Genomic DNA, 23555 nt, shown 5'->3' on the forward strand with positions numbered 1-23555 from the left:
CCCACGCCGCCCACGCCGGCTCCGCCGGCGGCGCGGTGCATCCGACACCGACACCATGACCGCCATCACCCACGCCCAGGCGCTGAAGAAACTCGCCGCCGACATCCTGGTCCAGACGCTGGACGAAGACCTTGCGCGCCTGCTGGCGGACACCATGGCGCGCGCCCGCCATGACGCCGCCATTGCGGCCAACCCATCGGACCGCGTACTGGCGCCCCTGCTGCGCCGCTGGAACTGCGTGCTGCAGGCGGGCGACGACGTGGCCTCGCCGCTGTATCGCCACAAGACCGCCGTGGCGCTGGCCATCCTGCTGCACAAGTACGGCATCGCCGACGCCGGCATCGCGGACCGCGCGGATGCCGCCATCGACGCCCTGAACGAGGCCGTGGCCCTGAGCGATGATTTTCATCGCAAGACCGCTGCGATCAAGACCGCCTTCCTGCACTCGCCGCCCGCACCGCTCAAGCGCGCGCCCGGCCTGCCCGACAGCCTGACGTTCTACCGGGCTGGCGACGCGGTGTCATACCAGCTCGACGGCCGCTATCACGCTGCGTATGTCCACCACTGCGCGCAGACCAACCAAAGCCCGGTCATCGAGTTCTACGACGCCGTCTTCGACCATGTGCCCGCCATCGACGAACTACGCGACAAGCCCGCGCGCGGCCGCCGCTACAACGACGGCAGCCTGCGGATCGAACGAGTGTCCGTCGCCGGCATGAAGTTCATGCCGGATCCGGCCGGCCAGTTCGTGCTGATCAAGGCCTGCGTGGAAACGCCGCCGGACACTGGCCATCTGGGTGAGCCGGTCGGCCTGTATGGCGTGTCGGACGTCTTCGACCTGCAGGAAAGCGTGGACGGGTTGTTCGGGCGCAGCTGAACCTGCACCAGCTCACGCCAAGTACGACGCCACTTCCTCCGGCGTCAGATAGCGCTTGAATGTCATCGACGGCTGCTGCGCCTCGTGGATCACGCCGTTGAATCCTGACCAGTTGCGTTTGGTGCCCTCGTCCGTTTCCAACGCGATCAGCACACGCTTGCCGTGGCGGGACGGATGGTCGCGCAGCGCGGCCTCGCCCCACGCCCACTTCAGCATGTTCTTCAGTTCGCCTCCGGCATAGGCGCCGGCCTGCAACCACTGGAAGTCAGCCGTGTCGCCATCCATGTCCGGCGTGCGCGGCGCGAGGTCCCGCCGCACGCCCAGCGCCTGCGCGTGTTCGCGGATCAGGATCTGCAGCAGCGTGAGGGCGTGGAAGGTGTTGTTGATGGCATGCGCCTCGGCAATGAAGCCCGTCCCGGACGCTGGGAGCACGACCACCAGTTCGTCTTCGTAGCTCACGCGCGACGCCAGCCACAGGAAATGCAGCTGGTCGAAAGGCAGGCTGTCGTTGAGCGAGGTCATGGCATACAGCAAGGCCATCAGCGCGTCGTCGGCGATGAACGCCTGGTGATTGGCGCGGTGACGCAAGAGCATGGTCATCATGGGCAGCACCAGCACGTCCACGGCGGCCTGCAGGGCTTCGACCTCCCAGAACGCGTCCTGCGGCACCGCTGCCAACCTGGCCTGCGCGTCCGTCCAAGCCTGGCGGTCGGTCTCCTCGACCTCGTCGTCGTCTTCTTCGACTTCCTGCGCGCAGAACGGGCGCAGGCGTTGCAGCCAGTCGCGCAGCAGCGCGTGCAGCGTGGGAAACAGAATGGCCGGATCGGCGCCGCCCTCCACCAGCGAACCGCCCATCAGCGCCAGCGCTGCGGCATGGGAGGGATGCAGTTGCGGCAGAAGATCGGCGCAATCCCGCAGGGCCGCAGCAGTGTTCGCCGGGCTGCGGGCATGGGTCAGAAAGGCGCCAACCTCGGGCCGGCTGAAGAATTGCTCCATCGACGCCAGGTCATCGGCGGCAAGAATGGGACGGGACAGGCTGCGTGCGAGGTCGGAGATAGGCATGAAGGTACGGCGATGGGTGAGGACGGCGAACAGCAAGCGCGCCCGTGGTATCCAGGGCGGCCGAGTTTACCGGCCGGAGCGCGATGTCGTGACCAAAAATTTCATGCGTGATCGCGCCGCTAACCGACGTGATGTCAGCCAGGTGCGCTTCCCCATAGTGGTCAGACTTCAACGAAGCGTTACAAGTCCTGCCAGATCTAATCAAATAAAACAGTTCTCCGCACGCTTCTGCTTTAGTTCTAGTCGCTGCATGGTGTTGCGTTCGGCGCGGCTTCCAGCGTTTGACGTACTGCCGGCAGAGAAAAGATCAATAACCGGAGGAGAAGTCTATGCGTACGTTCAAGCGCAGGGCCGCCGCATTCCTGGCAAGCGGCCTGATCGCAGTGCTGGCGGGTTGCGCCTCGCCAGGCGGCAAGAAGGACACGATTGCCATGCCAGGGCTCTCGCAGCCCGTGGAAATCGTCAGGGACAAGCACGGCGTGTCCCACATCTACGCCAAGAACCAGGCGGACCTGTTCTTTGCCCAGGGCTTCTCGGCCGCCCGCGACCGCCTGTGGCAGCTGGACCTGTGGCGCCGCCAGGGCGAAGGCAAGATGGCCGAACAGTTCGGCCCGCGCTTCATCGAGCAGGACCGCGCCGCGCGTCTCTTCCTGTACCGCGGCGACATGCAGGCGGAATTCGCCAGCTACCACCCTGAAGGCCAGGCCATCCTCACCGCATTCGCCAACGGCATCAACGCCTACGTGAACTGGGTCAAGGCCAATCCCGACCAGCTTCCGCCGGAGTTCAAGCTGACCGGCACCGAGCCGGGCTACTGGAGTCCGGAGACGCCCCTGATCCGCATCTACGGCCTGACGCGCAACGTCAGCGAGGAAGTGCGGATGTCCGAGCAGATCGCCGCATTGGGCCTGAACAACGTGCAGGGGCTGAGCACCTTCGAGCCGCCGTTGGCGCTGCAGGTGCCTGCCGGCCTGGACGTGCGCCAGATCAACAAGTCCGTCCTGACTACCTACCGGCTGGCGCGTGACGGCCAGAAGTTCGAGGCGGGTGACTTCCCGCGCAGCCCGCTCGCCGCGGATGAACGCGCGAAGCTGGCCAGCGCGTTGTCCGAGGGCCGGCTTGCGTCGCTGGACCCGGCCTTCGATCCGCTGGCGCCGCGCTACGAAAGCAACAACTGGACGCTGAGCGGCGAACGCACCGCCACCGGCAAGCCCATCCTGGCAGGCGACCCGCACCGGTCCATCACGATGCCGTCGCTGCGCTACATGGTCCACCTGAATGCGCCGGGCTGGAACGTGATCGGCGCGGGCGAACCGGCATTGCCCGGGGTTTCGATGGGCCACAACGACCGCATCGCGTTCGGCCTGACCATCTTCGCGTTTGGTGACGAGGAAGACCTGTACGTCTACGACACCAACCCCGCGAATCCGGGCGAATACCGCTACCAGGGCCGCTGGGAAAAGATGCGCCAGATCGACGAGAACATTCCGGTGCGCGGCGCGTCGCCTGCCATGCGCAGCCTGAAGTTCACGCGGCACGGTCCGGTCATCCATGAAGACCCGGTGCGCCGCAAGGCCTACGCCCTGCGCGCCGCCTACCTGGAGTTCCCGGGCACGGCAGCCTATCTGGCCAGCCTGCGCTTGAATCAGGCGCAGAACTGGAACGAGTTCGTGGCCGGCATGGAAAAGCACTACACGCCCAGCGAGAACATGGTCTACGCAGACGTGGACGGCAACATCGGCTGGTTCGGCGGCAGCATTGCGCCCATCCGTCCGCGCAACGACTGGTCCGGCATGCTGCCCGTGCCGGGCAATGGCGATTTCGAATGGCGCGGCGTGCTGCCCGGCAGCTCCCTGCCCCGCGTCTTCAACCCGCCCGAAGGCTATGTCGCCACGGCCAACGAGTACAACCTGCCGGCCAACTATCCGTACAAGGACATGTCGGCGCGCACTTGGGCTGAGCCCTTCCGCGTGCAGCGCATCCGCGAGGTCGTGGCCGAGGGCAAGGGGCTGACCGTGCAGCAGTCGCAGGATCTGCAGTTCGACAACCTGTCGATTCCTGCCCGCACGCTGGGCGGCTACGCCAAGTCGTTGAACTCGGCGGATGCGAACGTCGGCGCGGCGCTGAGCCTGCTGAAGGACTGGGATTACCGCATGGCCACTGACTCCCGGGCCGCCACCGTCTATGCCTTCTGGCTGCCCGAGGTCGTCAAGCGCGTGACCGACCTGTATGTGCCGGCGAACGGGCGCGCGGCATTCGGCGATCTGTCCACTCGCAAGGTCCTGGAAAAGCTGGCCACGCCCGACGCCGCCTTCGGTCCTCGTCCGGAACAGGGCCGCGACGCCCTGCTGTTGCAGGCGCTGGCCGATGGTTTGACGCAGCTCACCGCGAAGATGGGGCCGGACTCGAAGCAGTGGCAGTGGGGCAAGCTGCACCACATCCAGTTCGATCACAGCCTGGCCAGCCTGCTGCCGCCCGATACCGCCAAGGCGTGGGGCACGCCGCGCTATCCGGTCGGCGGCGACAACGACACGGTGCATCGCGCGACGTTCCGCAAGAGCGACTATCGCGTGACCAGCGGCGCGTCGTACCGCCAGGTGATCGACGTGTCCGACTGGGACAACTCGCGCGTGCAGAACGTGCCGGGCCAATCGGCGGATCCGCGCAGCCCGCATTACCAGGACCTGATCAAGGGCTGGGCGACGGGCGAGTATTTCCCGATGGCCTTCAGCCGGGCCAAGGTGGATAGCCAGCGGTCGGATACGCTGACGCTGCAGCCGGCGGGCAAGTGACCTGAGTTCCGGGGATGGACAAGCCGGGCTGCGACTTCCTTCCAGGGAGCGCGGCCCGGCTTTTTTATTGGGCTGCTTGCCTGGGTCGATGATGCGCTGGACTCAACCCGGACCTTGCACCCTTGATGTTTGTCATTTCGCGCCGCGATCCGCGGGCGGAGAATGCCGTCATGACCCTCTATCCCGTGCTGCTCATCCTGCACCTGCTTGCCGCCTTCCTGTTCGTCGGCACTGTCACGTTCGAGGTGCTGTTTCTTGAACCGGTGCACCGGCGCCTGCCGCCCGACGTGCGCAAGGCGCTCGGCAGCCAGCTCGGGCCGCGCGTGCGTTCGGTGGTGCCGTGGTCGGTGGTGGTGCTGTATCTGGCGGGGTTGGGGCTGGCGTGGCAGCACCGCGGCGCGCTGTCCGCGCCGCTGGCCTCATCGTTCGGCCTGCTGCTTTCCATCAAGATCGCGCTGGCCATCAGCGTGCTGATTCATGTGGCGACCGCGCTGGTGCTGGCCAAGCAGCGCAAGCTCACCGGCGCGCTGCAAGGCCGTCTGCACCTGAGCGTGTTCTGCCACATGCTGGCCATCGTCGTGCTGGCCAAGGCGATGTTCTACGTCACCTGGTGACCGGGCCAAGGGCGCTAATCGCGAACAGGGCGATAACGGCGCTGATCGCGCTAACGCCCGTCCACGCGCCCCTCCACTTTTATTTGCCCTTGCTTGAGGCGTCCTGCTCCACCACCATGTCCAGTACGTAGACCTTGGACGGCGCATCGGCGGGCGGGTTCTTCCAGTCGTAACGCTTGACGCGCAGCACCGTGCGCACGCCCTCCTGGTGCTCAAACCCTTCGATCGACTGGTACAGCGGCTGCCACTTGTCCGGCGCCGGCAACGCGATGCCCGCGTCATTGAACTTGCGTTCGCGCACCATCAGGCACTGGTAGTGCGGAATCATGGGATGGCTGCATTCGGCGCGCTTGGCCGCCACTTCCAGGAACATGATCTGGCCCGCGCTGCCGTACAGCGTTTCCGGCGTAGGTTCGCCCACGAACTTCAGCACGCTGCCGTCCTGCGTCGTGAGGTCCAGCGCCGGCTCGGCCTTGTCGCCCGACAGCGTCACGCGCAGATCGCCCTTAAGACGCTGGGCGATCTCGGCATCGAGCTGCATCAGGCTTTGTTCGCACGCCTTCATCGTCGACGCCAGGTTCGCGATGGTCAGCACGCCGTTCTTGTATGTGTACCCGCCGAACTGCGCATTGCAGCCGCCGCGGATGTTGACGCCGTCGTCCTTGAAGGTCAGACGCACCTGATGCTCGACGCCCTTTTGCAGCGCTGCAATGGACTTGCCGGCGGCGTCGGTGGCGGCGGTCAGGCGCCAGTGGTAGGCGCTCAGGCTGGTCTGGGTAGCGGCGGACGTAGTGGCGGAATCAGGCATGGCGGACGATCCTTCGCGGGGTGAGGTCGTGGGCGCGCACGCAGATAGCAGCGCCGCGCAGACGGATGCAAGAAGGATGGTTTTTTTCATGATTGGTTCCTGTCAGCCGCGTGGCCTTGATGAAAAGCGGGATTCTACGTCCGTGGTGTGGACGAAATTGCCGCCACGCGGGGCAGTCCGTTTCCAAATCTTGCGGCCGTCCAGCCCCGGGCGGCGCGATCGAATCGTCCGCGCCGCGTGCCCCGCATGGGAAATGCCCATCCGGTGGGCGCGGCCCAGACCAAGCGGCCAGCGCGCGCGCAATTACAGTCTGACACCTTCCCCGTCAGGCCCACGCGCGGCCGCGCACGCCTGAACGCGCTACCTGTCAGCGGGATACACCGGGCTTGCCAGGCAAGCCTGCGCCCATTCGTAGTCGTCGGTGTCGAAGATTTCGCCGTCGATCTTCGGCAGCGGCTTGTCGGCATAACTGAAATCGGGCGCTGCCGGCGACCGGTTCCAGTGGGTCTTGCCGTTGCCGTCGTCGCACGCTTCGTCCGCGCTGCTGAACGAGCACGACGCGATGATCTTGGGCTTGCCATTCACCACGTCGGCCACGTACCGCTTTGTATAGACGCCGCCGGAAGCCCAGTACTCGTCCACCGAGCAGACGCGGTCATTGTGCTGGTAATGGCGGGTCGCAAAGCACGAGTAGTTGTTGTAGTCGGGGGGCAGCACGTCGCACGACGACGCAAACCCGGCAAACGGACCGCCGGTGAACTGCGCCCGGAACTTGCGCTGATCCAGCGCCCGCGCGATCAGGACCGGCGTATCAGACCCCTTGGCCTTTTCCTTGAACTGGGCGCTGCGCGCCTGGATCAGGCTGCGCGCGGCCTGCGCGGGGGTCTTGCCGTCGGGCAGAAGGTCGGGCGACTCGATCAATCTTTCCAGTGCGTTGTCACGCGCCGCCAGCCAACGCTTCTGGCCGTCGACCAGCATGGTGCGTATCTCGGCATCGGGCGCGGCTTTCAACAGTGCGCTGTAGCTGCGATTCAATTCCGCGTCGGCGGACACCGCGCCGCGGTCGGCGCAGATCAGCTTCTCGACGCCGGTGGATGCCTTCTTGCAATCGATGGCCAGGGCGGGCGCGGACAAGGCGAACAAGCCAGCCAGGGACAACAACCGTAGGGCGGGAATTCCAGGTTTCATCGGATTCTTCTCGGGTTCGATGGCGGTTGGACAGCCCGCAATTCTGGCACGAAACCGGGGACGACCCGGGAACGGCACGCCGCCGATCGCCCTTCCCGTTCGCGATCGGCGGCGGCATCAACACGCGCTACAGCGCCGAGGCCATCGCCAGCCGCTCCGCGTAATGCGGTATCGACAGACGCTCGATGACGGCCTGCTGCTGCGCCCCGAACACGTCGCGCTCATCCGGCGAAGCCGAAATGTTCGGACGGTCAATGGTCAGCTTGATGGCGTTGCAGCTGTCCACGAAGAACGTGCCGACCACGCGCTCGGGGGCCACGCCCAGCACCCGCGCCACATTGGCCGCGCAGAACACGTTCGAGCGCAACGCGGCCTCGTAATCGGCGGCCGAGTTGAACACGATGTCGAACGTCAGCCGGTTGATGCCCGCGTCCTTGCTGCGGACCACCACGGCCATGTCGAGCAGCGGCTGTTCGCGCTGGGACGCGCCTTCGGGCGGCACGTCGGCGATCAGGAACAGCGTGCGGTCGTCCAGATTGCCCGTGTAGTCCGTGATGCCGATGTCGTAATACCGCGGCCGGCCCGTTCCGCTTTCCGTCCACGCCTTGCCGTTGGCGCGGAAGTAGGTGATCGGGAACATGCGGTGCTTGATGATGTCTTCGTTCTGCAGCAGGTGGTACAGCGTCCATTCGTAGGCATCGCCGGCATCCATGTCCATCCGCGAGCCGTCGCGCGCAGCGGCCAGCGACAGCAGGCGTTGCAGCTCGGCGTGATGGCGATCGGCGAGCACGCGAGGATCGCGGTCGATGGTGCGCACGAGCGCGACCGGATGGCTCGCGTCGGCCTCATGGATTTTCCAGGTGGCGGCGCGAAGCGCGTCCGGAAATTCCGCCTGAACCAGCGTGATGACCGCGTCCCTGATCATCGGGTAATTCGCCTGGAACACCGGATCGCGCGTGCCGCTGGGAACCACCGCGCCGTACTGCCCGTCGTCACGCCGGAAGCTCACCAGATTGGGCGACAGCGGATAGGCGATGTTGCCGGCGGTGGCCTTGCGGCCCGCATAACCGTAGTGGATCAGATAGTGGGTCAGCAGGCTGGCCAGCGTTTCGGCCGCCTGCGGCGTCGCCGCGCAGGTTTCCACGATCAGGCCCAGCTCTTTTTCGCCCTCGCGCAGCGGCACGGCCTGGACGCCGTTGCGGCCATAGACCAGCACGTCGCCGGGTACACGCGGCAGATCCGCGGGGTCCAGATGGACCAGCGACACCTTGCGCTTGCCCAGCCGCCGCGCGCCTTCCAGCTTGATGCTCCACGGCCACGGCTTTCCCGCATGCACGAACTGGCTGTTGCGGATGCCGGCGGTGCGGGCGTCACGCGCGAAGAATTCCGTGTGTTCCATCGCCAGGATGCCTTCGGGATAGAACTGCAGTTGCGGATGGCTTTCCTCGTACAGCGAGTGCGCCGCAATCGAATACGGCGTGCAGCGCCGTCCCGAATCCGGCGCCACGAAAAGCGCCGTGCCGTCGTCGTAGATTTCGGCGACCAGGCAATCCGACGGCGAGCCCGGGTCGCAGGCCAGCGCGCCGCATTCCAGCACATGGCCCACGTGGTACGCCAGGCCCGGGTCGATGCCGCGGCGGATCATGTCGGACGCGAACAGTGCAATGTCGCACGCGCGGCCGGCCAGCACATACTTTGCGCCGCTTTCCAGCGCGGTGATGAGCGGATGCACGCCCATCTGACCCACGATGGTGCTCTCTTCGAGCGCCGCTGCATCCAGCTCCGGCCCGGCGCCCGTGGGCCGAAGCGCACCCGCGCGGAATTCGCGGATCACACTGGCCGGATCCAGCTCGGACCGGATGACGGCCACGGTGCGGTCCTTCACGCCCAGCTCGTCAAACACTTCCTTGGCGACGTCGATCATCCAGTCCAGGTTGCGGTTGCCGCCCGCCATGCCGCAGCTTCCCAGGATGACCGGACCCTCAATGCGTTCGCCCGCCTCGACCATGTGGCGAAAGTCCGCCTTCACGGCCTCGCGTTCGAAGTATTCGGTTCCGGTGCCCAGGTAATAGGGGCCGGCGTCCATCGATCCCGCATCCGAGATCACGGCGTCGATCCGCCCTTCCAGCGCCTTTTGCAGCGATTCACGAGGAAATCCATATCCCAACGCGCCGCACGCGGACACCACGCGATAAACCAGCTTTGCCATCATCACTCTCCAGTTCTGCAGGCCGCAGACATTGCGGTTGCTGCATGGGAGTGAAGATTGCGCCTGCCGGCGAAGCTGGAAAAATACTATGTCGATATGCGGGTATCGGCCGCGGATATGGCCTTTTAGCGGCGCGTCAGGAAGGCAGCGGCTCCGCGCCGGCCAACCCTTTTTCCTGCACCTGCTGCATCACGAACTCGCTGAGCAGCGTGCGCACCGCCTCGGCCGGTGGCGCCAGCGGCACGTCGTTGGACGCGATGACTGCCGCCGTCAGGTAGACGGGCGGCTCGATCAGCACGGCGGACACCATCGCGTTTCCCGGCTGCCCCGAAAAGTCGCCCAGCGGCAGGATGGTATGGCCGATGCCCGCCTGCACCGCCGACAGCATGCCGGAAAAGACTTCGGTTTCCGCCACCACCTGCGGCGCGATTCCAGCCTCGGAAAACAGCCGGTCCAGCAGATTGCGCGTCATGTTGGGATGCGCGGGCAGAATGAGCGGCATGTCGGCCAGCTGCTCGAAGCGCATGGCGGACGGCCGGCGCCCCGGCTTGCGCGGGCTGATCACAAAAAGCCGCTGCCGGAACAACGGTTGACGCGCAAAACCCGTGGTCGGTTCGTCCTCGAACACCAGCGCCAGATCCAGCGAACTGTCGCGGATGCGGGCGCCCAGCTGGCCGCTGGCATCGCTGCTGAAACGCAGGCTGATCTTGGGCAGCGCCGCCCGGCATTTTTCCATCAGTTCGCCGGCCAGAAACGACGCCAGCGTGGACGACATACCGATACGCACCACGCCCTGGATGTCGCCGCCAAGGGAACGCACGATCTGCGGGATGCGCTCCATGCGGCTCAGGATGGAAGCGGCTTCCGTGTAGAGCGCGGCGCCCGCGGCCGTGGGACGCGCGCCCCGCGCGCTGCGATGCAGCAGCGTCACGCCGAGTTCTTCTTCCAGCGCCGCGATCTGCTGGCTGAGCGCCGGCTGCGCCACCGGAATGAGCGCCGCCGCGCGGGAGAAACTGCCCGCCTCGACGATCTTCACGAAGTACCGGAGATGGCGCAGTTGCACGGAAACGCTCCAGTCAGAACGTCACCTTGACTGACGGCGCGCTGCGCTGGGCTTGCCCATGGAACACGGCTTCGATGTTGTTGCCGTCCGGATCCAGCACGAAGGCGCCGTAGTAGCCGGGGTGGTATGCGCGGAATCCCGGCGCGCCGTTGTCCTTGCCGCCGTGAGCCAGCGCCGCTTTGTAAAACGCGTCGACCATCGCCTGGTCGCGCGCCTGGAACGCCAGATGGTGGCGTCCGGTCAACTGGCCCAGCGCGACCTGGCTGTCGGCCGACGAGACAAAGAGCTCGTCCGCCCAGAAGTAGTCGTCTGCGGTACCGCCCATCGGCACCTCCAAGGCATCGAACACCGCCTGGTAGAAGCGCTGGCTGGCCGGCAGGTCGCGCACGACAAGCTGGATGTGATCGATCAGACGGCCGCGATGGATCTCGTTGGTCTGCATGACGTCTCCTTCCTGGTGGGGGGATCGGTCGACTATAGCGCCATCCGGCACGGCCGATATGGGGGCTCGGTCAAACGGATACCACCGGGATGCGTGCACGAAACATGGGCATGATCCGGCCACGGAAATCGGCCATGCAGTTCTGCCTTGGAAGCCGGTTTTCGCTCATCCGGCCCGCAAAAGACAAGGCCCACATTGCCCTGGGGCAATGCGGGCCTGAAGACCGCGGTCATGTGGGCCGTGCGCGGCACGTCCCCCCGGGGCAATCAGCCAAACACGCGGAAGCGCTCGGCGTCGTCCATGAAAGCCTTGTCGCCGAAGCCGGCTTCGTTCGAGCCAAACGGCATCTGCGCGCGCAGCTTCCAATAGGCGGGGACGTTCCACTCACGCGCGACGGCGGCGTCGATCAGCGGGTTGTAGTGCTGCAGGCTGGCGCCGACACCGGCGTTGGCCAGCGCGGTCCACACGGACAACTGAGCCATGCCGCCCGATTGTTCCGACCAGACCGGGAAGTTGTCGGCGTACAGCGCAAACTTTTCCTGCAGGCTGCGCACGACGTCCTGGTCTTCGAAGAACAGGATGGTGCCCACGCCGGCGGCAAAGCTCTTGAGCTTGGCTTCGGTCTTGTCGAAACCTTCGGCGGGCGCAACCTTGCGCACTTCTTCCGTGGCCAGGTTCCAGAGCTTGTCGCTTTCGGCGCCAAACAGGATCACGGCGCGCGAGCTTTGCGAATTGAAGGAGGACGGGCTGTGCTTGATCGCTTCCTGGATCAGCGTGGTCAGTTCTTCCTTGGAGGCCGACAGGTTGCGGCCCAGCGAATACTGCGTGCGGCGCTGCTTGAGCGCTTCGAGATATGCGTTGCTCATTATTTGACCTTTCGACCAGTAGATAGAGATGACGATGGGAGGCATTCTACCGGCTCGACCATGACGCGAATACCCGTTCAAGCGCACTTTGCCTGGAACATACTGTTCCACTGATGGTGCCAAAGCGGCCGAACTGTGCGATCCGCGCGAGCAATCGCCCGCCTTCAGACGGCCGCCTTCAAACGTTTGATTCAGTCAAAGATCCATGTCCAGGACGCGCGTCACCGTGTCGCAGGACATGCATTTGCCCGCCACGATGAGATTGCTGAAGAAGTTCTGCACGGTGTCCGGGTCTTCGTCCCAGAGTTCGTCCGTGCCGTCGTAGTCGAACTGTGCAAAGACGCTGAACCGCGTGCCCTGGCAGGCGGGGCAGGCAAACGCCTGCGCCGCCCCCTCGCCGCGGATCTTGGCCGAGCAATCCAGCTCGCCGTGATAGCCGTGGATGTCGCTGTCGAACACCACGACATCCTCCGGCGCGCCGTCCCATTTCACGGCCAGCGGCGACACGAACTCGTAGTCCTGGACGTGTTCGTTGTAGTCGCGCAGGTCAAAGCCCAGGATTTCGCCCGTCTGCGCGCCGTCCGCGCCCAGCAGGCGGAATGCGACCGCAACCTCGCCACGGTCTTCCACGATGAGGGGCGCGGGAGCCACGCGTACGCCATCCAGACAGCGTGGCGGGTGGGACAGGACGTGATCGAACGTGGGATCGGACATGCAGCGGGTCTCCAGTGAAGCGCGAAGATTGATGAGCGCGAGACTATAGCAATCGCTGTGGCCGGCGACATATGGCCGGCGACGTATGGCCGGTCAGATCCCTCGGTGCTTCAGTCGGCGCGGAACCCCGTCGCCTTCACCACGTCGGCCCAGCGCTTCGACTCCGCGGTCAGCAAGGCCTGCAGCGCCTGCCGGTCCGAGCCCACGACGACAAATCCCGCTTCGCCCAGCGTCTTCACGGCGGCAGGCTGGCGCAGCGCGGCGGCGCTGTCAGCCTGCAAGCGGGTCAGCACGGCCTCCGGCGTGCCGGCCGGCGCGAACAGTGCAAACCACGCGCCAAAGTTGACCGCCGGCAGGCCGCCCTCCGCGAAGGTCGGCACGTCACTCAATGCGGACGAGCGCTTCGCGCCGGTGGTGGCCAGCGCGCGCAGCTTGCCGCCCTGCACCTGGGGCGCGGCCAGGGCCGTCGTCACGAAGGCTGCCTGCACGCCGCCGGATACCAATCCCGACACGGCATCGCCCGTCGACCGGTAATGGATGGCTTCGATCTTCAGGCCCGCCTCGCGCGCGAAAAGCTCCGCGCCGAAATGGCCGGGCGTACCCGCGCCGAAGGTGGCGAAGTTCACGCGGTCCGGCGCCTTCTTCGCGGCGTCGATGAACGCCGGCAGGTCCTTGTACGGCGAGCTGGCCGGCACCACCAGCACGAAGTCGGCACGCACCACCTCGGAGATCGGCGCGAAATCCCGCGGCGGATCGTAGTTCAGGTTGCGGTACGTGGCAGGCGAAATGCTGATCGAGCCGACCTCGCCCAGTAGCAGCGTCTGGCCGTCCGCCGGACTGCGTGCGACGTTCTGAGCGGCAATCTGCCCGCCCGCGCCGACCTTGTTCTCCACCACCACGCTTTCGCCCAGCAGCGGTCCCATGTGCTGGGAAAGGGTGCGGGCGACGATGTCCGGCCCCGTGCCGGGTGGAAAGCCCACGTTCAGGCGCACCGGCCCATTGGGAAACTGGGCGGCTGCCGCAAGCGGCAGGCACAGCATGAAGCCGCCCAGCAGGCGGCGCAGCATCGTTTGCATGGTTGTCTCCTGGTTTTTTTAATGCCGCGGCGGCTGCCGCGGGTTCAGCAAATGCGATAGAAGCGCAGCTCGACGCGGTCGGGATAGCGCGCGCCGGTGCCGATGAACAGGCTTTCGTTCATCCAGCCCAGCGCGGGCGACGACGTTTCAAAGCGGGGATAGCTGCGAAAGTAGATGCGCGCCGGATCGACGGCTTCGCCGCGCGCCAGCCGCGCAATGTCCTCGGCGCTGCCCGTGCGGATGCCGGTGTTCTCGACATACACGCGCTCGCCCGCGGGCGTCTCGATCACGTAGCGTGCGTGGATATCCGTAAACGTGGCCGAGCGGATGATCTGGAAGTCCGCGCCGCCGGGCAGCACTTTGCCCGACAGGCGCGGGCCTTCGACCGTGCCGCCCGTGATCGGGATCACGCGGCGCCGGCCCTGCGGCGTGTCGCCCACTTCCTGCGGCGCACCCACGTCGACCACGACGGTGGTCACGTGTTCCAGCCGGGGCGCGTGGGGTTCGTTGATGGCATCAGGGCTGCTCATGGCTTTTCTCCGCGGGCAAGGCGCAGCGCCGCCGGATCAAAGCCCGCCAGCTGCTTGTAGCGCAGCGACACCGCCGCCAGCTCCTCGCCCGATATCACGTCGTTGATGTTCGCAAAGCCTTGGGGCGCGCGCTCTTCGGCCAACTGCATCACCTGCTCGGGGCCGTTCAAACGATTGCGCAGCACGATGCCGGCGGTGCGGGGCAGGCGTTCGGCTTCGTACTCCAGCAGCGCGATCTCTGCTGAACGCGCTTTGCCCTGCACCGCCTGATCCAGCCAGTCGGCCAGGGAGCGCGCGTCCAGGATCGCCTGGGCGGATCCATTGGAGCCGATGGGATACATCGGATGCGCCGCGTCGCCCAGCAGCGTGATGCGGCCGCGCGTCCAGCGCGGCAAGGGATCGCGGTCCACCAGCGGAAACTCGTAGATTGCCTCGGCGCCGTCGATGATGGCGGGAATGTCGATCCAGTCCCAGCGCCAATCGGCAAAGCGGTCCGCGAAGACGGACTTATCGACCTTGCGGTTCCAGTCGGTGGCGGGCAGTTCAGCGCCAGGGATCGACAGTTCGGCGATCCAGTTGATGAGCGAACGGCCTTGTCTGCGCAGCGGTTCGGAGATCGGATAGCAGACGAATTTCTGGTCCTGATGACCCGCCATGAACATGCTGCGCCCGTCCAGATAGGGCGGCGCCTCGGTCACCGCGCGCCACAGCATGCGCCCGGAAAAACGGGGCTCGTCCCCGATGGGATGAAGCTGACGGCGCAGTGCCGAGTGGATGCCGTCGGCGCCCACCAGGATGTCGCCGTGCACGGTCTGCAGCGCGTTGTCCGCGCGGCGGCGGAACTGCGCGTGCACGCCCGCCGCATCCTGGCTGGCCGATTCCAGCACCATGCCCGGAACGATGGCGTCCGGCCCGAGCCGGTCGCGCACGGCCTGCGCCAGCAGCATCTGGAATTCTCCGCGATGCACCGAGAACTGCGGCAGCGGATAACCGGCCTCGAGGCCGCGCGGCTCGCGCCAGATCGGCTGGCCAAGCTTGTTGTAGTAGTGAAGCTGCGAGGTCTCGATGGCGCGTTCGGCCAGCTGGGGCATGAGGCCCAACTGTTCGATCTCGCTGACCGCATGGGGCAGCAGATTGATGCCGACGCCCAAAGGCCGCAATTCCTGCGCGCTTTCATAGATGCGGCAGCCGATGCCGCGCCGATGCAGCATCAGCGCAAGGGTCAGCCCGCCGATACCGGCGCCGGCAATGACGATTTGCATGTCTACTCCTGGTCTTATTTGTTATGCAACATAACAAAATCACCTTGCATTTCGCACGAGGGATTTCCCGCAATCCGGTGGCGCGGCGGCGACGTGTGCATTAGTGTTGAGGCCCCGTTTCACGATCGCCGCCCGATGTCCAGAGCCTCCGCCCCACGCCCTCGCCGCCCTGCTGCCCGCGGCGAACACTTCGATCCGCATGTGCCCGGCATTCAGTACGGCGCCCTGGACGACCTGGTCGGCTACGCCATCCGCCGCGCGCAGATCCTGATCTACGAGGACTTCCTGGCCGCGCTGGCGCCATGGGACATCACGCCGCAACGTTATTCGGCGCTCACGCTGATCGCCGCCAATGAAAACCTCAAGCTCACGGACCTGGCGCGCATCCTGGGCATCGCGCGCTCGGGCGCGGTGCAGATCGTCAACCAGTTGCAGGACCTGGGCTACGTGGAGCGCCAGGAAGCCGAACGCGACCGGCGGGCGTATGCGCTGGCCATGACGCCGGCCGGCCACACCGCGCTGGCCGCCATCACCGATGCCGTGCAGGCGCACGACGCGCGCATCAGCGGCAAGCTGGGCGCGGCGGATCGGCGAAAACTGATCGGGCTGCTGGGCAAGCTGGGGTAGCGCGGCCCGCCATCACGCGCCCCGCCGGCAGGTAGCGCGGCTCCCAACTCCACGCAGGGCTGCGCCGCATCGTCCCGCCTTTTGCGCCCATGCGGGCATTCCCCTATTACTCCAGCCGCGTCAAAAAACTATCGTATTCGAGAATTATCAAATAAGAGAATTCTCGCTTCCGACAAAATGACTGCTGAAACCCTATACGACTTTGCCGTGGTCGGCGCCGGGATCGCCGGCGCCTCCGTGGCCTATCGCCTCAGCGCCTCGGCGTCCGTGGCAGTGCTGGAACGCGAGTCCCAACCCGGTTATCACTCCACCGGCCGCTCCGCAGCCATGTTCATGGAGACCTACGGCACCACGCAGATCAAGGCGCTTACGCGCGCCAGCCGCGCGTTCTACGAACATCCGCCCGAAGGCTTCTGCGAGCATCCTCTGCTCAGCCCGCGCGGCGTGCTGTACATCGCAACGCCGGACCAGAAGGACCTGCTGCAGGAAGTGTTCGAAGACTTCCATCGCCAGTCGCCCAATGTCACCCTGATCGACGCCGCGCAAGCGGTGGCCCGCGTGTCCTGCCTGCGCGAAGACGAGCTCTGCGGCGCGATCGAGGAACCCGACGCGCGCGACATCGACGTGCATGCCCTGCATCAGGGCTTTCTGCGCGGCATGAGCCGCCAGGGCGCGGTGCTGCACAACAATGCCGAATTGACCGGCGCCGCGTTCGAGAACGATGGCTGGACGCTGACCCTGGCCGATGGCCGCCAGATTCGCGCGCGCGCCGTCGTCAACGCCGCGGGCGCGTGGGCCGACCACACGGCAACGCTGTGCGGAGCCGCACCCGTCGGCCTGCAACCTTGCCGCCGCACCGCCTTCACCTTCAGCGGCCCGGACGACGTCGATTTCTCGCACTGGCCTGCCGTGGTCGGCGTGGACGAGAGCTATTACTTCAAGCCGGACGCCGGTCAGCTGCTGGGCTCGCCCGCCAATGCCGACCCGGTCGACGCGCACGACGTCGTGCCCGAAGAGCTGGATGTCGCAACCGGCATCTACCGCATCGAGACCGCGACGACGCTGACCATCCGCCGCCCGAAGCACATCTGGGCCGGCCTGCGTTCGTTCGTGCACGACGGCGATTTCGTGGTGGGCTGGGATGCAGCCACGCCGGCCTTCTTCTGGCTGGCGGCGCAAGGCGGCTACGGCATTCAGACCGCCGCCGCCACGTCCGAGCTTGCCGCCGCGCTGCTGACGCGCCAGCCCCTTCCCGATCACCTGCACGCGCACGGCGTCAATGCCGAGGCCGTGCGGCCCGAGCGCTTGCGCTGATCCAGTCACCGATAACCGAGACCCCGACATGACCGCCATCACCCGATACCCCAGCAGCCTGCCCCTGCCCTTCTCGCGCGCCACTCAGGCGGGCGGCTTTCTTTTCCTGTCCGGGCAGATCCCGCTGGACGCCGACGGCCAGGTCGTGCGTGGCGATATCACCGCCCAGACAAATGCCGCCATCGAGCGCATCAAGGAAACGCTCGCACTGGCCGGCGCCAGCCTGAAGGACGTGGTTCGCGTGACCGTGTGGCTGACCGACCTGGCGCTGTTCGCGCAGTTCAACGAGGCCTACCGCAGCCATTTCTCTTCCGATTTCCCCACGCGCTCCACCGTCGAGGCCAAGCTGGCCATGGACGTGGATGTCGAGATCGAAGTGCAGGCGTGGCTGGGCGACATTCAGGCCAAGAGTCCCGCAGGCGCCTGACGCTGTATTCGTTCGATTGCATGACACCGCCAGGCCCACGCCTGGCGGGGCGACACCCCCCAGCGCGCGCCCCGATGCCCGCGCCCTCAAAGCCCCTCTCTTGCGCGGAGCGTCATTCATGAAGATCTTTTCCGGGTCCCTGGCGACCGAAACGAACACCTTCTCCCCCATCCCGACCGGCCTGGCTTCCTACCGGGCGCGCGGCTACTTCCCCGCCGGCCAGCATCCGGACCGCATGCAGATGTTTTCGGGTCCGCTGTGGGCCGCGCGCCAACGCGCTGCAGGCAAGGACTGGACGCTCATCGAAGGCTTGACCGCGGGCGCGACGCCGGCCGGCATCACCCCCCGCCACGCCTACGAGACGCTGCGCGACGAGCTGCTGGACGACCTGCGCCGCGCGGGCAAGGTGGATATCGCGCTCTTCGGCCTGCATGGCGCGATGGTCGCCGACGGCTACGACGACTGCGAAGGCGACCTGCTGCGCCGCGCGCGGGAGATCGTCGGCCCGGACGCCGTGATCGGCGCCGAACTCGATCCGCACTGCCACCTGACGGACGCGATGGTCGAGAGCGCCGACTTCCTGGTCTGTTTCAAGGAATACCCGCACACCGACATCCTCGAACGCGCGTTCGATCTGGTCGACCTGTGCGTGGCGCGCGCCGAGGGCCGCATCAACCCCACGCGTGCGGTCTACGACTGCGAGATGATTTCCATCATGCACACCAGCCGCGAGCCGATGCGCAGCTTCGTGGACCGCCTGCTCGCGATGGAAGGCAAGGAAGGCGTGCTGTCCGTGTCCATCGCCCACGGCTTCCCGTGGGGCGACACGCCGGACATGGGTTCGAAGGTGCTGGTCTATACCGACGGCGACGCCGCGCAGGCCGAGGCGCTGGCGCGCACGCTGGGCGAAGAGATCATCGGTTTCCGCGACCAGCTGGCGCCGCCCTACCCCGGCGCGGACGACGCGCTGGATCAGGCGCTGGCACACAACGAGTTTCCGGTGGTGCTGGCCGATTCGGCCGACAACGCCGGCGGCGGCGCACCCAGCGACGCGACCTTCATCCTGGAACGGGTGCTGGCGCGCGGCATCACCGATGTGGCCACCGGCCCGTTCTGGGATCCGGTTGCCGTGCAACTGTGCTTCGAAGCCGGCGAAGGCGCGCAGATCAAGCTGCGCGTGGGCGGCAAGGTGGCGCCGGTGTCCGGCCAGCCGCTGGACCTGGATTGCGAGATTCTGGCGCTCAAGCGCGACGCCGTCATGACTGGCCTGGCCGGCACGCCCGCGCTGCTGGGAGACGTGGCCGTCGTGCGCACCGGCGGCGTGACCCTCGTCATGACCACCTCACGCACCCAGGCCATGGGCACTGACCTCTTCACGCAGTTCGGCGTGGACCTGGCCGCGATGAAACTCATCATCGTGAAGTCGTCGCAACATTTCTATGCCTCGTATTCGAAGGTCGGCCGCCACGTCATCTACGTCGAAACGCCGGGCGCCATCACGAATGACCTCAACACGCTGCCGTTTGTTAAACGCAAGTTGCCCAAGTGGCCCTTCAAGGGCTGAGGCCCATGCCCCGCAGCCGGGGGCCGATCCGACAACCATTGCCGCCCTGCCCGGGCACATAGAACCAACCAGGGGAAATCCATGATCAGACGTTTCAGCCTGCTGGGAGCCGCCGCGCTCCTGGCCATGAGCGCCGCGACCGGTGCACTCGCCCAGACCAAGACGCTGCGCATCGTGCCGCACGCCGACCTGAAGACGCTGGACCCGCTTTTCAACACCGCCTACATCACACGCAACCACGGCTACATGGTGTTCGACACCCTGTTCGCGCAGGACAGCAAGGGCCAGGTCAAGCCGCAGATGGTGGACACCTGGACCAAGTCGGAAGACGGCAAGACCTGGACCTTCACGCTGCGTCCTGGCCTGAAGTTCAACGACGGCACGCCGGTGACGGCCGAGGACTGCATTGCGTCGATCCAGCGCTGGGCAAAGAAGGACACGCTGGGCCAGGCCATGATGGCGGCCGGTGCGGAATTCGCCGCCACCAACGAAAACACGTTCACGCTGACGCTGAAAGAGCCCTTCGGCCTGGTGCTGGACGCGCTGTCCAAGCCCTCGGGCATGCCGCCCTTCATCATGCCCAAGCGGCTGGCCGCCACCGATCCGAACACCCAAGTCACCGAAATGGTCGGCTCGGGTCCGTTCCTCTTCAAGCGCGATGAATGGGTGCCCGGCAACAAGGTCGTGTACGTGAAGAACCCGGCCTATGTGCCGCGCTCCGAAGCGCCTGACGGCCTGGCGGGCGGCAAGAACGTGAAGGTGGACCGCGTGGAGTGGGTCTACATCCCCGACGGCAACACCTCGACGGCCGCGCTGATGAACGGCGAGGTCGACATGATCGAACAGGTCACGCCCGACTTCCTGCCCGTGCTGGAAACCAACCCGGACATCACACTGAGCACGTCGGTCGCTTCGCAAGGCATGGTGATCCTGAATTCGTTGCATCCGCCGTTCAACAACCCGCTCGCGCGCCAGGCGGTGTACTACCTGGTCAGCCAGAAGGAAATGCTGACCGCGATGGGCTACCCGGACAAGTACCGCGTGGACTACTGCGCCACCATGTACATCTGCGGTTCGCCCCTGGCCACGGACGCGGGCGCCGCGCCCTACGCCAAGACCGATCCCGCACGCGCCAAGCAGCTGCTTCAGGAGGCCGGCTACAAGGGCGAGAAGGTGGTGCTGCTGTACCCCACCGATCACCTGAGCGCCCCCGCCGTCATGGTGCTGGCGCAGAACCTGAAGAAGGCCGGCGTGAACGTGGACCTGCAGTCGATGGACTGGGCCTCGCTGGCCGGCCGCCGCCTGAAGAAGGATCCGCCCACCCAGGGCGGCTGGAACATCTTCCTGACCTGGGGCGGTTACTTCGACGCCAGCACGCCGGTGACCAACCCCTGGCTGTCCGCCGCCTGCGGCAACAGCCTGCCGGGCTGGCCGTGCGACAAGGAACTGGACACGCTGCGCACCAACTGGATCCGCGAGACCGACGCCGCCAAGCGCAAGGACCTTGCCGCGCAGATCCAGGCGCGCGCTTACCAGACGGTGCCGTACGTGATGTGGGGCGAGTTCAAGCCTGTGTTCGCCGTGCGCGGCTTGAAGCAGACCGATCTGATCAAGTCCGGCATTCCGGTGATGTGGAACATCGAGAAACCGTAAGGCAGACGCCGGGCGCCCTGCGCGCCCGGCCGCAAGCCGGGGGGAATCCAGCGTGAAATTCATCCTGCGCCGCATCGCGGCCGTCATACCCGTCATGGCCGTCGTGGCCGTCGTGGTGTTCCTGCTGATACACCTGTCGCCGGGCGATCCCGCGGCGGTCATCGCGGGCGACAACGCCACCGCCGACGACGTAGAAAAAATCCGCCAGAACCTGGGGCTGGACAAGCCGCTCCTGCAGCAGTTCGTCATCTGGATCAGCCATATCGCCGTGGGCGACCTGGGCACGTCGATGTCCACGCAGATGCCCGTGTCGCAACTCATCGCGCAGCGCATGGGTCCCACGATCTCGATCGCGCTCTTCACGATGCTGTTTGCCGTGCTGGCCGCGATTCCGCTAGGCGTGCTGGCCGCCTGGAACGCCGGCAAGTGGCTGGACAGGCTGGTGATGGTGGGCGCGGTCTGTGCGTTCTCGGTCCCCGTGTTCCTGATCGGCTACAGCCTGGTGTACGGCTTTTCCATCAAGCTCGGCTGGCTGCCGGTGCAGGGCTACAAGCCGCTGGCCGACGGCCTCGTGCCTTACCTGCGTCACTTGGTGCTGCCCTGTCTGTCGCTGGGCCTGGTCTACATGGCCCTGCTCACCCGGATGACGCGCGCCACCATGCTGGAAGCCCTGTCCGAAGACTACATCCGCACCGCGCGCGCCAAGGGCCTGTCGTCCGGTCCCATCGTCTGGCACGCGCTGAAGAACGCCGCCAACCCCATCGTCACCACCATCGGCGTGGGTGTGGCGCTGCTGATCGGCGGCGTGGTCGTAACGGAAACCGTGTTTGCGATCCCCGGCCTGGGCCGCCTGACCATCGACGCCGTGCTGCGCCACGACTACCCGGTCATCCAGGGCGTGCTGCTGGTGGCCTCGGGCATCTACGTGCTGATCAACCTGCTGGTCGACCTGAGCTACCGGCTCTTCGATCCGCGCATCCGCTACTGAGAAGAGGCAACGCATGAACACGACCACCCTGCCGCTTCCCGCCGCGCGTCCGCGCCTGCGGCGCGCCTTCCGATCCGTGCGCCGCCATCCCATGTTGTATGCGGGCGGCGCCATCCTGCTGGCGCTGGCCGCCATCGCGCTGGCTGCGCCGTGGCTGGCCACCGTCGACCCGCAAGAGATCAATCCGATGGCGCGCATGAAACCGCCATCGGCCGAACACCTGTTCGGCACCGACGCGCTGGGCCGCGACGTCTACTCGCGCACCGTCTGGGGCGCCCGCATCTCGCTGCTGGTCGGCATCGTGGTGGCGGTCGTCTCCACCGCGGCCGGCGTGGTGCTGGGCATGATGGCGGGTTACTTCCGCCGCATCGACGCCGTCATCATGCGCATCATGGACGGCCTGATGGCCATTCCCGGCGTGCTGCTGGCCATTGCGCTGATGGCCACGCTGAAGGGCGGTCTGGGCACCGTCATCATCGCCATCGTCGTGCCCGAAGTGCCGCGCGTCGTGCGCCTGGTGCGCGCGCTGGTGCTGACCATCCGCGAACAGCCGTACATCGAGGCAGCCGTCTCGGTCGGCACGCGCGTACCGTCGATCCTGCTGCGCCACATTCTGCCCAATCTTTTCGCGCCGCTGATGGTGCAGGCCACGTTCATCGCGGCCTCGGCCATCCTGACCGAAGCGGTGCTCAGCTTCCTGGGCGTGGGCATCCCGCCGCACATCCCAAGCTGGGGCAACATCATGGCCGAAGGCCGCAACTTCGTGGCCGTGGCGTTCCACATCATCCTGTATCCGGGCCTCTTCCTGGGCGTGGCCGTCCTGGCCGTCAACCTGGTCGGCGACGGGCTGCGCGACATGCTCGATCCCCGCCTGGCCAAGAAGCTGTAGGAGCGCACATGCAAACCCAACCCGTCCTGCGCGTGCAAGACCTCACCACCTGTTTCGACGGCGACGACACCACCGTGCTGGCCGTCGACAAACTCTCGTTCGACCTCCTGCCCGGCGAAACACTGGGCCTGGTCGGCGAATCGGGCTGCGGCAAAAGCGTCACCTCTTTATCCATCATGCGGCTGCTGCGCGCCCCCGGGCGCGTCGCGGGCGGCAGCATCGAGTTCGACGGCCGCGACCTGCTGGCGCTGCCCGAGAAATCAATGCGCGCCATCCGCGGCAACCAGATCTCGATGATCTTCCAGGAGCCCATGACCTCGCTGAACCCCGTCATCACGGTGGGCAAGCAGATCAGCGAATCGCTCATGCTGCACCAGGGCCTGTCGCGCCGCGAAGCGCTGGTGCAGGCCGAGGCGCTGCTGGACCTGGTGCAGATTTCCGATCCGGCGCGCCGCGTGCGCGAGTATCCCTACCAGCTCTCGGGCGGCATGCGCCAGCGCGCCATGATCGCCATGGCGCTGGCCTGTCAGCCCAAGGTGCTGATCGCCGATGAACCCACCACGGCGCTGGACGTCACCATCCAGGCGCAG

22 protein-coding genes are annotated in these 23555 nt (G+C 66.3%); 11 read left to right on the top strand and 11 right to left on the bottom strand.

Going from position 1 to position 23555, the window contains the following annotated elements:
* Positions 1 to 55: 55 nt before the first annotated feature.
* Positions 56 to 877 carry a hypothetical protein gene (locus B3446_RS07450; RefSeq protein WP_291379324.1) on the top strand — a complete coding sequence of 274 codons (822 nt, stop codon included), beginning with the start codon at positions 56 to 58 and terminating at the stop codon, positions 875 to 877.
* A gap of 12 nt (positions 878 to 889) precedes the next feature.
* Here the strand turns inward: B3446_RS07450 and B3446_RS07455 are convergent, their stop codons facing one another.
* The gene (locus tag B3446_RS07455) at positions 890 to 1939 is read right to left on the bottom strand and encodes a hypothetical protein (protein ID WP_291379326.1); all 1050 of its coding nucleotides are present in this window, start codon (positions 1937 to 1939) and stop codon (positions 890 to 892) included.
* Positions 1940 to 2268: 329 nt separating this feature from the next.
* On the opposite strand from B3446_RS07455, the gene B3446_RS07460 reads away from it, so the two are divergent.
* Complete coding sequence (locus tag B3446_RS07460; RefSeq protein ID WP_291379328.1) at positions 2269 to 4731, top strand: penicillin acylase family protein; 2463 nt, start codon at positions 2269 to 2271, stop codon at positions 4729 to 4731.
* A 170-nt stretch (positions 4732 to 4901) separates the two neighbouring features.
* On the top strand, positions 4902 to 5345 hold the full coding sequence (locus tag B3446_RS07465) for a CopD family copper resistance protein (protein ID WP_191576840.1): 444 nt from the start codon (positions 4902 to 4904) through the stop codon (positions 5343 to 5345).
* Between the two features lie 79 nt (positions 5346 to 5424).
* Here B3446_RS07465 and B3446_RS07470 read toward each other — a convergent pair whose 3' ends face one another.
* The 10 genes from B3446_RS07470 to B3446_RS07515 form a co-directional block, all read right to left on the bottom strand.
* Entirely contained in the window at positions 5425 to 6153 is a 729-nt protein-coding gene (locus tag B3446_RS07470; RefSeq protein ID WP_291379331.1) for an META and DUF4377 domain-containing protein, read from the bottom strand.
* 360 nt (positions 6154 to 6513) lie between these two features.
* On the bottom strand, positions 6514 to 7341 hold the full coding sequence (locus tag B3446_RS07475) for a lysozyme inhibitor LprI family protein (protein WP_291379333.1): 828 nt from the start codon (positions 7339 to 7341) through the stop codon (positions 6514 to 6516).
* Between the two features lie 127 nt (positions 7342 to 7468).
* Positions 7469 to 9553, bottom strand: a complete 2085-nt coding sequence (locus B3446_RS07480; RefSeq protein ID WP_291379334.1) for a DUF4387 family protein — start codon at positions 9551 to 9553, stop codon at positions 7469 to 7471.
* A 133-nt stretch (positions 9554 to 9686) separates the two neighbouring features.
* Positions 9687 to 10613 carry a LysR substrate-binding domain-containing protein gene (locus tag B3446_RS07485; RefSeq protein WP_191576844.1) on the bottom strand — a complete coding sequence of 309 codons (927 nt, stop codon included), beginning with the start codon at positions 10611 to 10613 and terminating at the stop codon, positions 9687 to 9689.
* A 13-nt stretch (positions 10614 to 10626) separates the two neighbouring features.
* The gene (locus B3446_RS07490; RefSeq protein WP_291379337.1) at positions 10627 to 11055 is read right to left on the bottom strand and encodes a VOC family protein; all 429 of its coding nucleotides are present in this window, start codon (positions 11053 to 11055) and stop codon (positions 10627 to 10629) included.
* 266 nt (positions 11056 to 11321) lie between these two features.
* Positions 11322 to 11921, bottom strand: coding sequence for a nitroreductase family protein (locus B3446_RS07495; protein ID WP_175123067.1), 600 nt, complete (start codon positions 11919 to 11921; stop codon positions 11322 to 11324).
* A 195-nt stretch (positions 11922 to 12116) separates the two neighbouring features.
* Positions 12117 to 12635, bottom strand: a complete 519-nt coding sequence (locus tag B3446_RS07500; RefSeq protein WP_191576846.1) for a hypothetical protein — start codon at positions 12633 to 12635, stop codon at positions 12117 to 12119.
* Positions 12636 to 12745: 110 nt separating this feature from the next.
* Positions 12746 to 13711: a Bug family tripartite tricarboxylate transporter substrate binding protein gene (locus B3446_RS07505; RefSeq protein ID WP_291379340.1), complete on the bottom strand. Its 966-nt coding sequence runs from the start codon at positions 13709 to 13711 to the stop codon at positions 12746 to 12748.
* Between the two features lie 44 nt (positions 13712 to 13755).
* Positions 13756 to 14241 carry a DUF3237 domain-containing protein gene (locus B3446_RS07510; RefSeq protein WP_291379342.1) on the bottom strand — a complete coding sequence of 162 codons (486 nt, stop codon included), beginning with the start codon at positions 14239 to 14241 and terminating at the stop codon, positions 13756 to 13758.
* Entirely contained in the window at positions 14238 to 15503 is a 1266-nt protein-coding gene (locus B3446_RS07515; protein ID WP_291379344.1) for a flavin-dependent oxidoreductase, read from the bottom strand. Before B3446_RS07515 ends, B3446_RS07510 begins: the two co-directional genes overlap by 4 nt.
* A gap of 135 nt (positions 15504 to 15638) precedes the next feature.
* Here B3446_RS07515 and B3446_RS07520 point away from each other — a divergent pair, with 135 nt between their 5' ends.
* The 8 genes from B3446_RS07520 to B3446_RS07555 all read left to right on the top strand — a co-directional run.
* The gene (locus B3446_RS07520; protein ID WP_191576849.1) at positions 15639 to 16130 is read left to right on the top strand and encodes a MarR family winged helix-turn-helix transcriptional regulator; all 492 of its coding nucleotides are present in this window, start codon (positions 15639 to 15641) and stop codon (positions 16128 to 16130) included.
* Positions 16131 to 16307: 177 nt separating this feature from the next.
* Positions 16308 to 17444, top strand: coding sequence for an NAD(P)/FAD-dependent oxidoreductase (locus B3446_RS07525; protein ID WP_291379347.1), 1137 nt, complete (start codon positions 16308 to 16310; stop codon positions 17442 to 17444).
* 28 nt (positions 17445 to 17472) lie between these two features.
* A complete protein-coding gene (locus tag B3446_RS07530) occupies positions 17473 to 17871 on the top strand; it encodes a RidA family protein (RefSeq protein WP_191576851.1) in 399 nt (132 codons plus the stop codon).
* A gap of 118 nt (positions 17872 to 17989) precedes the next feature.
* On the top strand, positions 17990 to 19435 hold the full coding sequence (locus B3446_RS07535) for a M81 family metallopeptidase (protein WP_291379349.1): 1446 nt from the start codon (positions 17990 to 17992) through the stop codon (positions 19433 to 19435).
* 81 nt (positions 19436 to 19516) lie between these two features.
* The gene (locus B3446_RS07540) at positions 19517 to 21088 is read left to right on the top strand and encodes an ABC transporter substrate-binding protein (protein ID WP_291379351.1); all 1572 of its coding nucleotides are present in this window, start codon (positions 19517 to 19519) and stop codon (positions 21086 to 21088) included.
* Positions 21089 to 21140: 52 nt separating this feature from the next.
* The gene (locus tag B3446_RS07545) at positions 21141 to 22076 is read left to right on the top strand and encodes an ABC transporter permease (protein ID WP_175123077.1); all 936 of its coding nucleotides are present in this window, start codon (positions 21141 to 21143) and stop codon (positions 22074 to 22076) included.
* Positions 22077 to 22089: 13 nt separating this feature from the next.
* Positions 22090 to 22965: an ABC transporter permease gene (locus B3446_RS07550; RefSeq protein WP_191576854.1), complete on the top strand. Its 876-nt coding sequence runs from the start codon at positions 22090 to 22092 to the stop codon at positions 22963 to 22965.
* Between the two features lie 8 nt (positions 22966 to 22973).
* Positions 22974 to 23555 (top strand): ATP-binding cassette domain-containing protein (locus tag B3446_RS07555; RefSeq protein ID WP_291379354.1); only part of this gene is annotated, 582 nt, incomplete at its 3' end.

It is taken from the genome of Achromobacter sp. UBA5777 (genome assembly GCF_002418565.1).
Taxonomy (GTDB): domain Bacteria; phylum Pseudomonadota; class Gammaproteobacteria; order Burkholderiales; family Burkholderiaceae_B; genus Achromobacter; species Achromobacter animicus.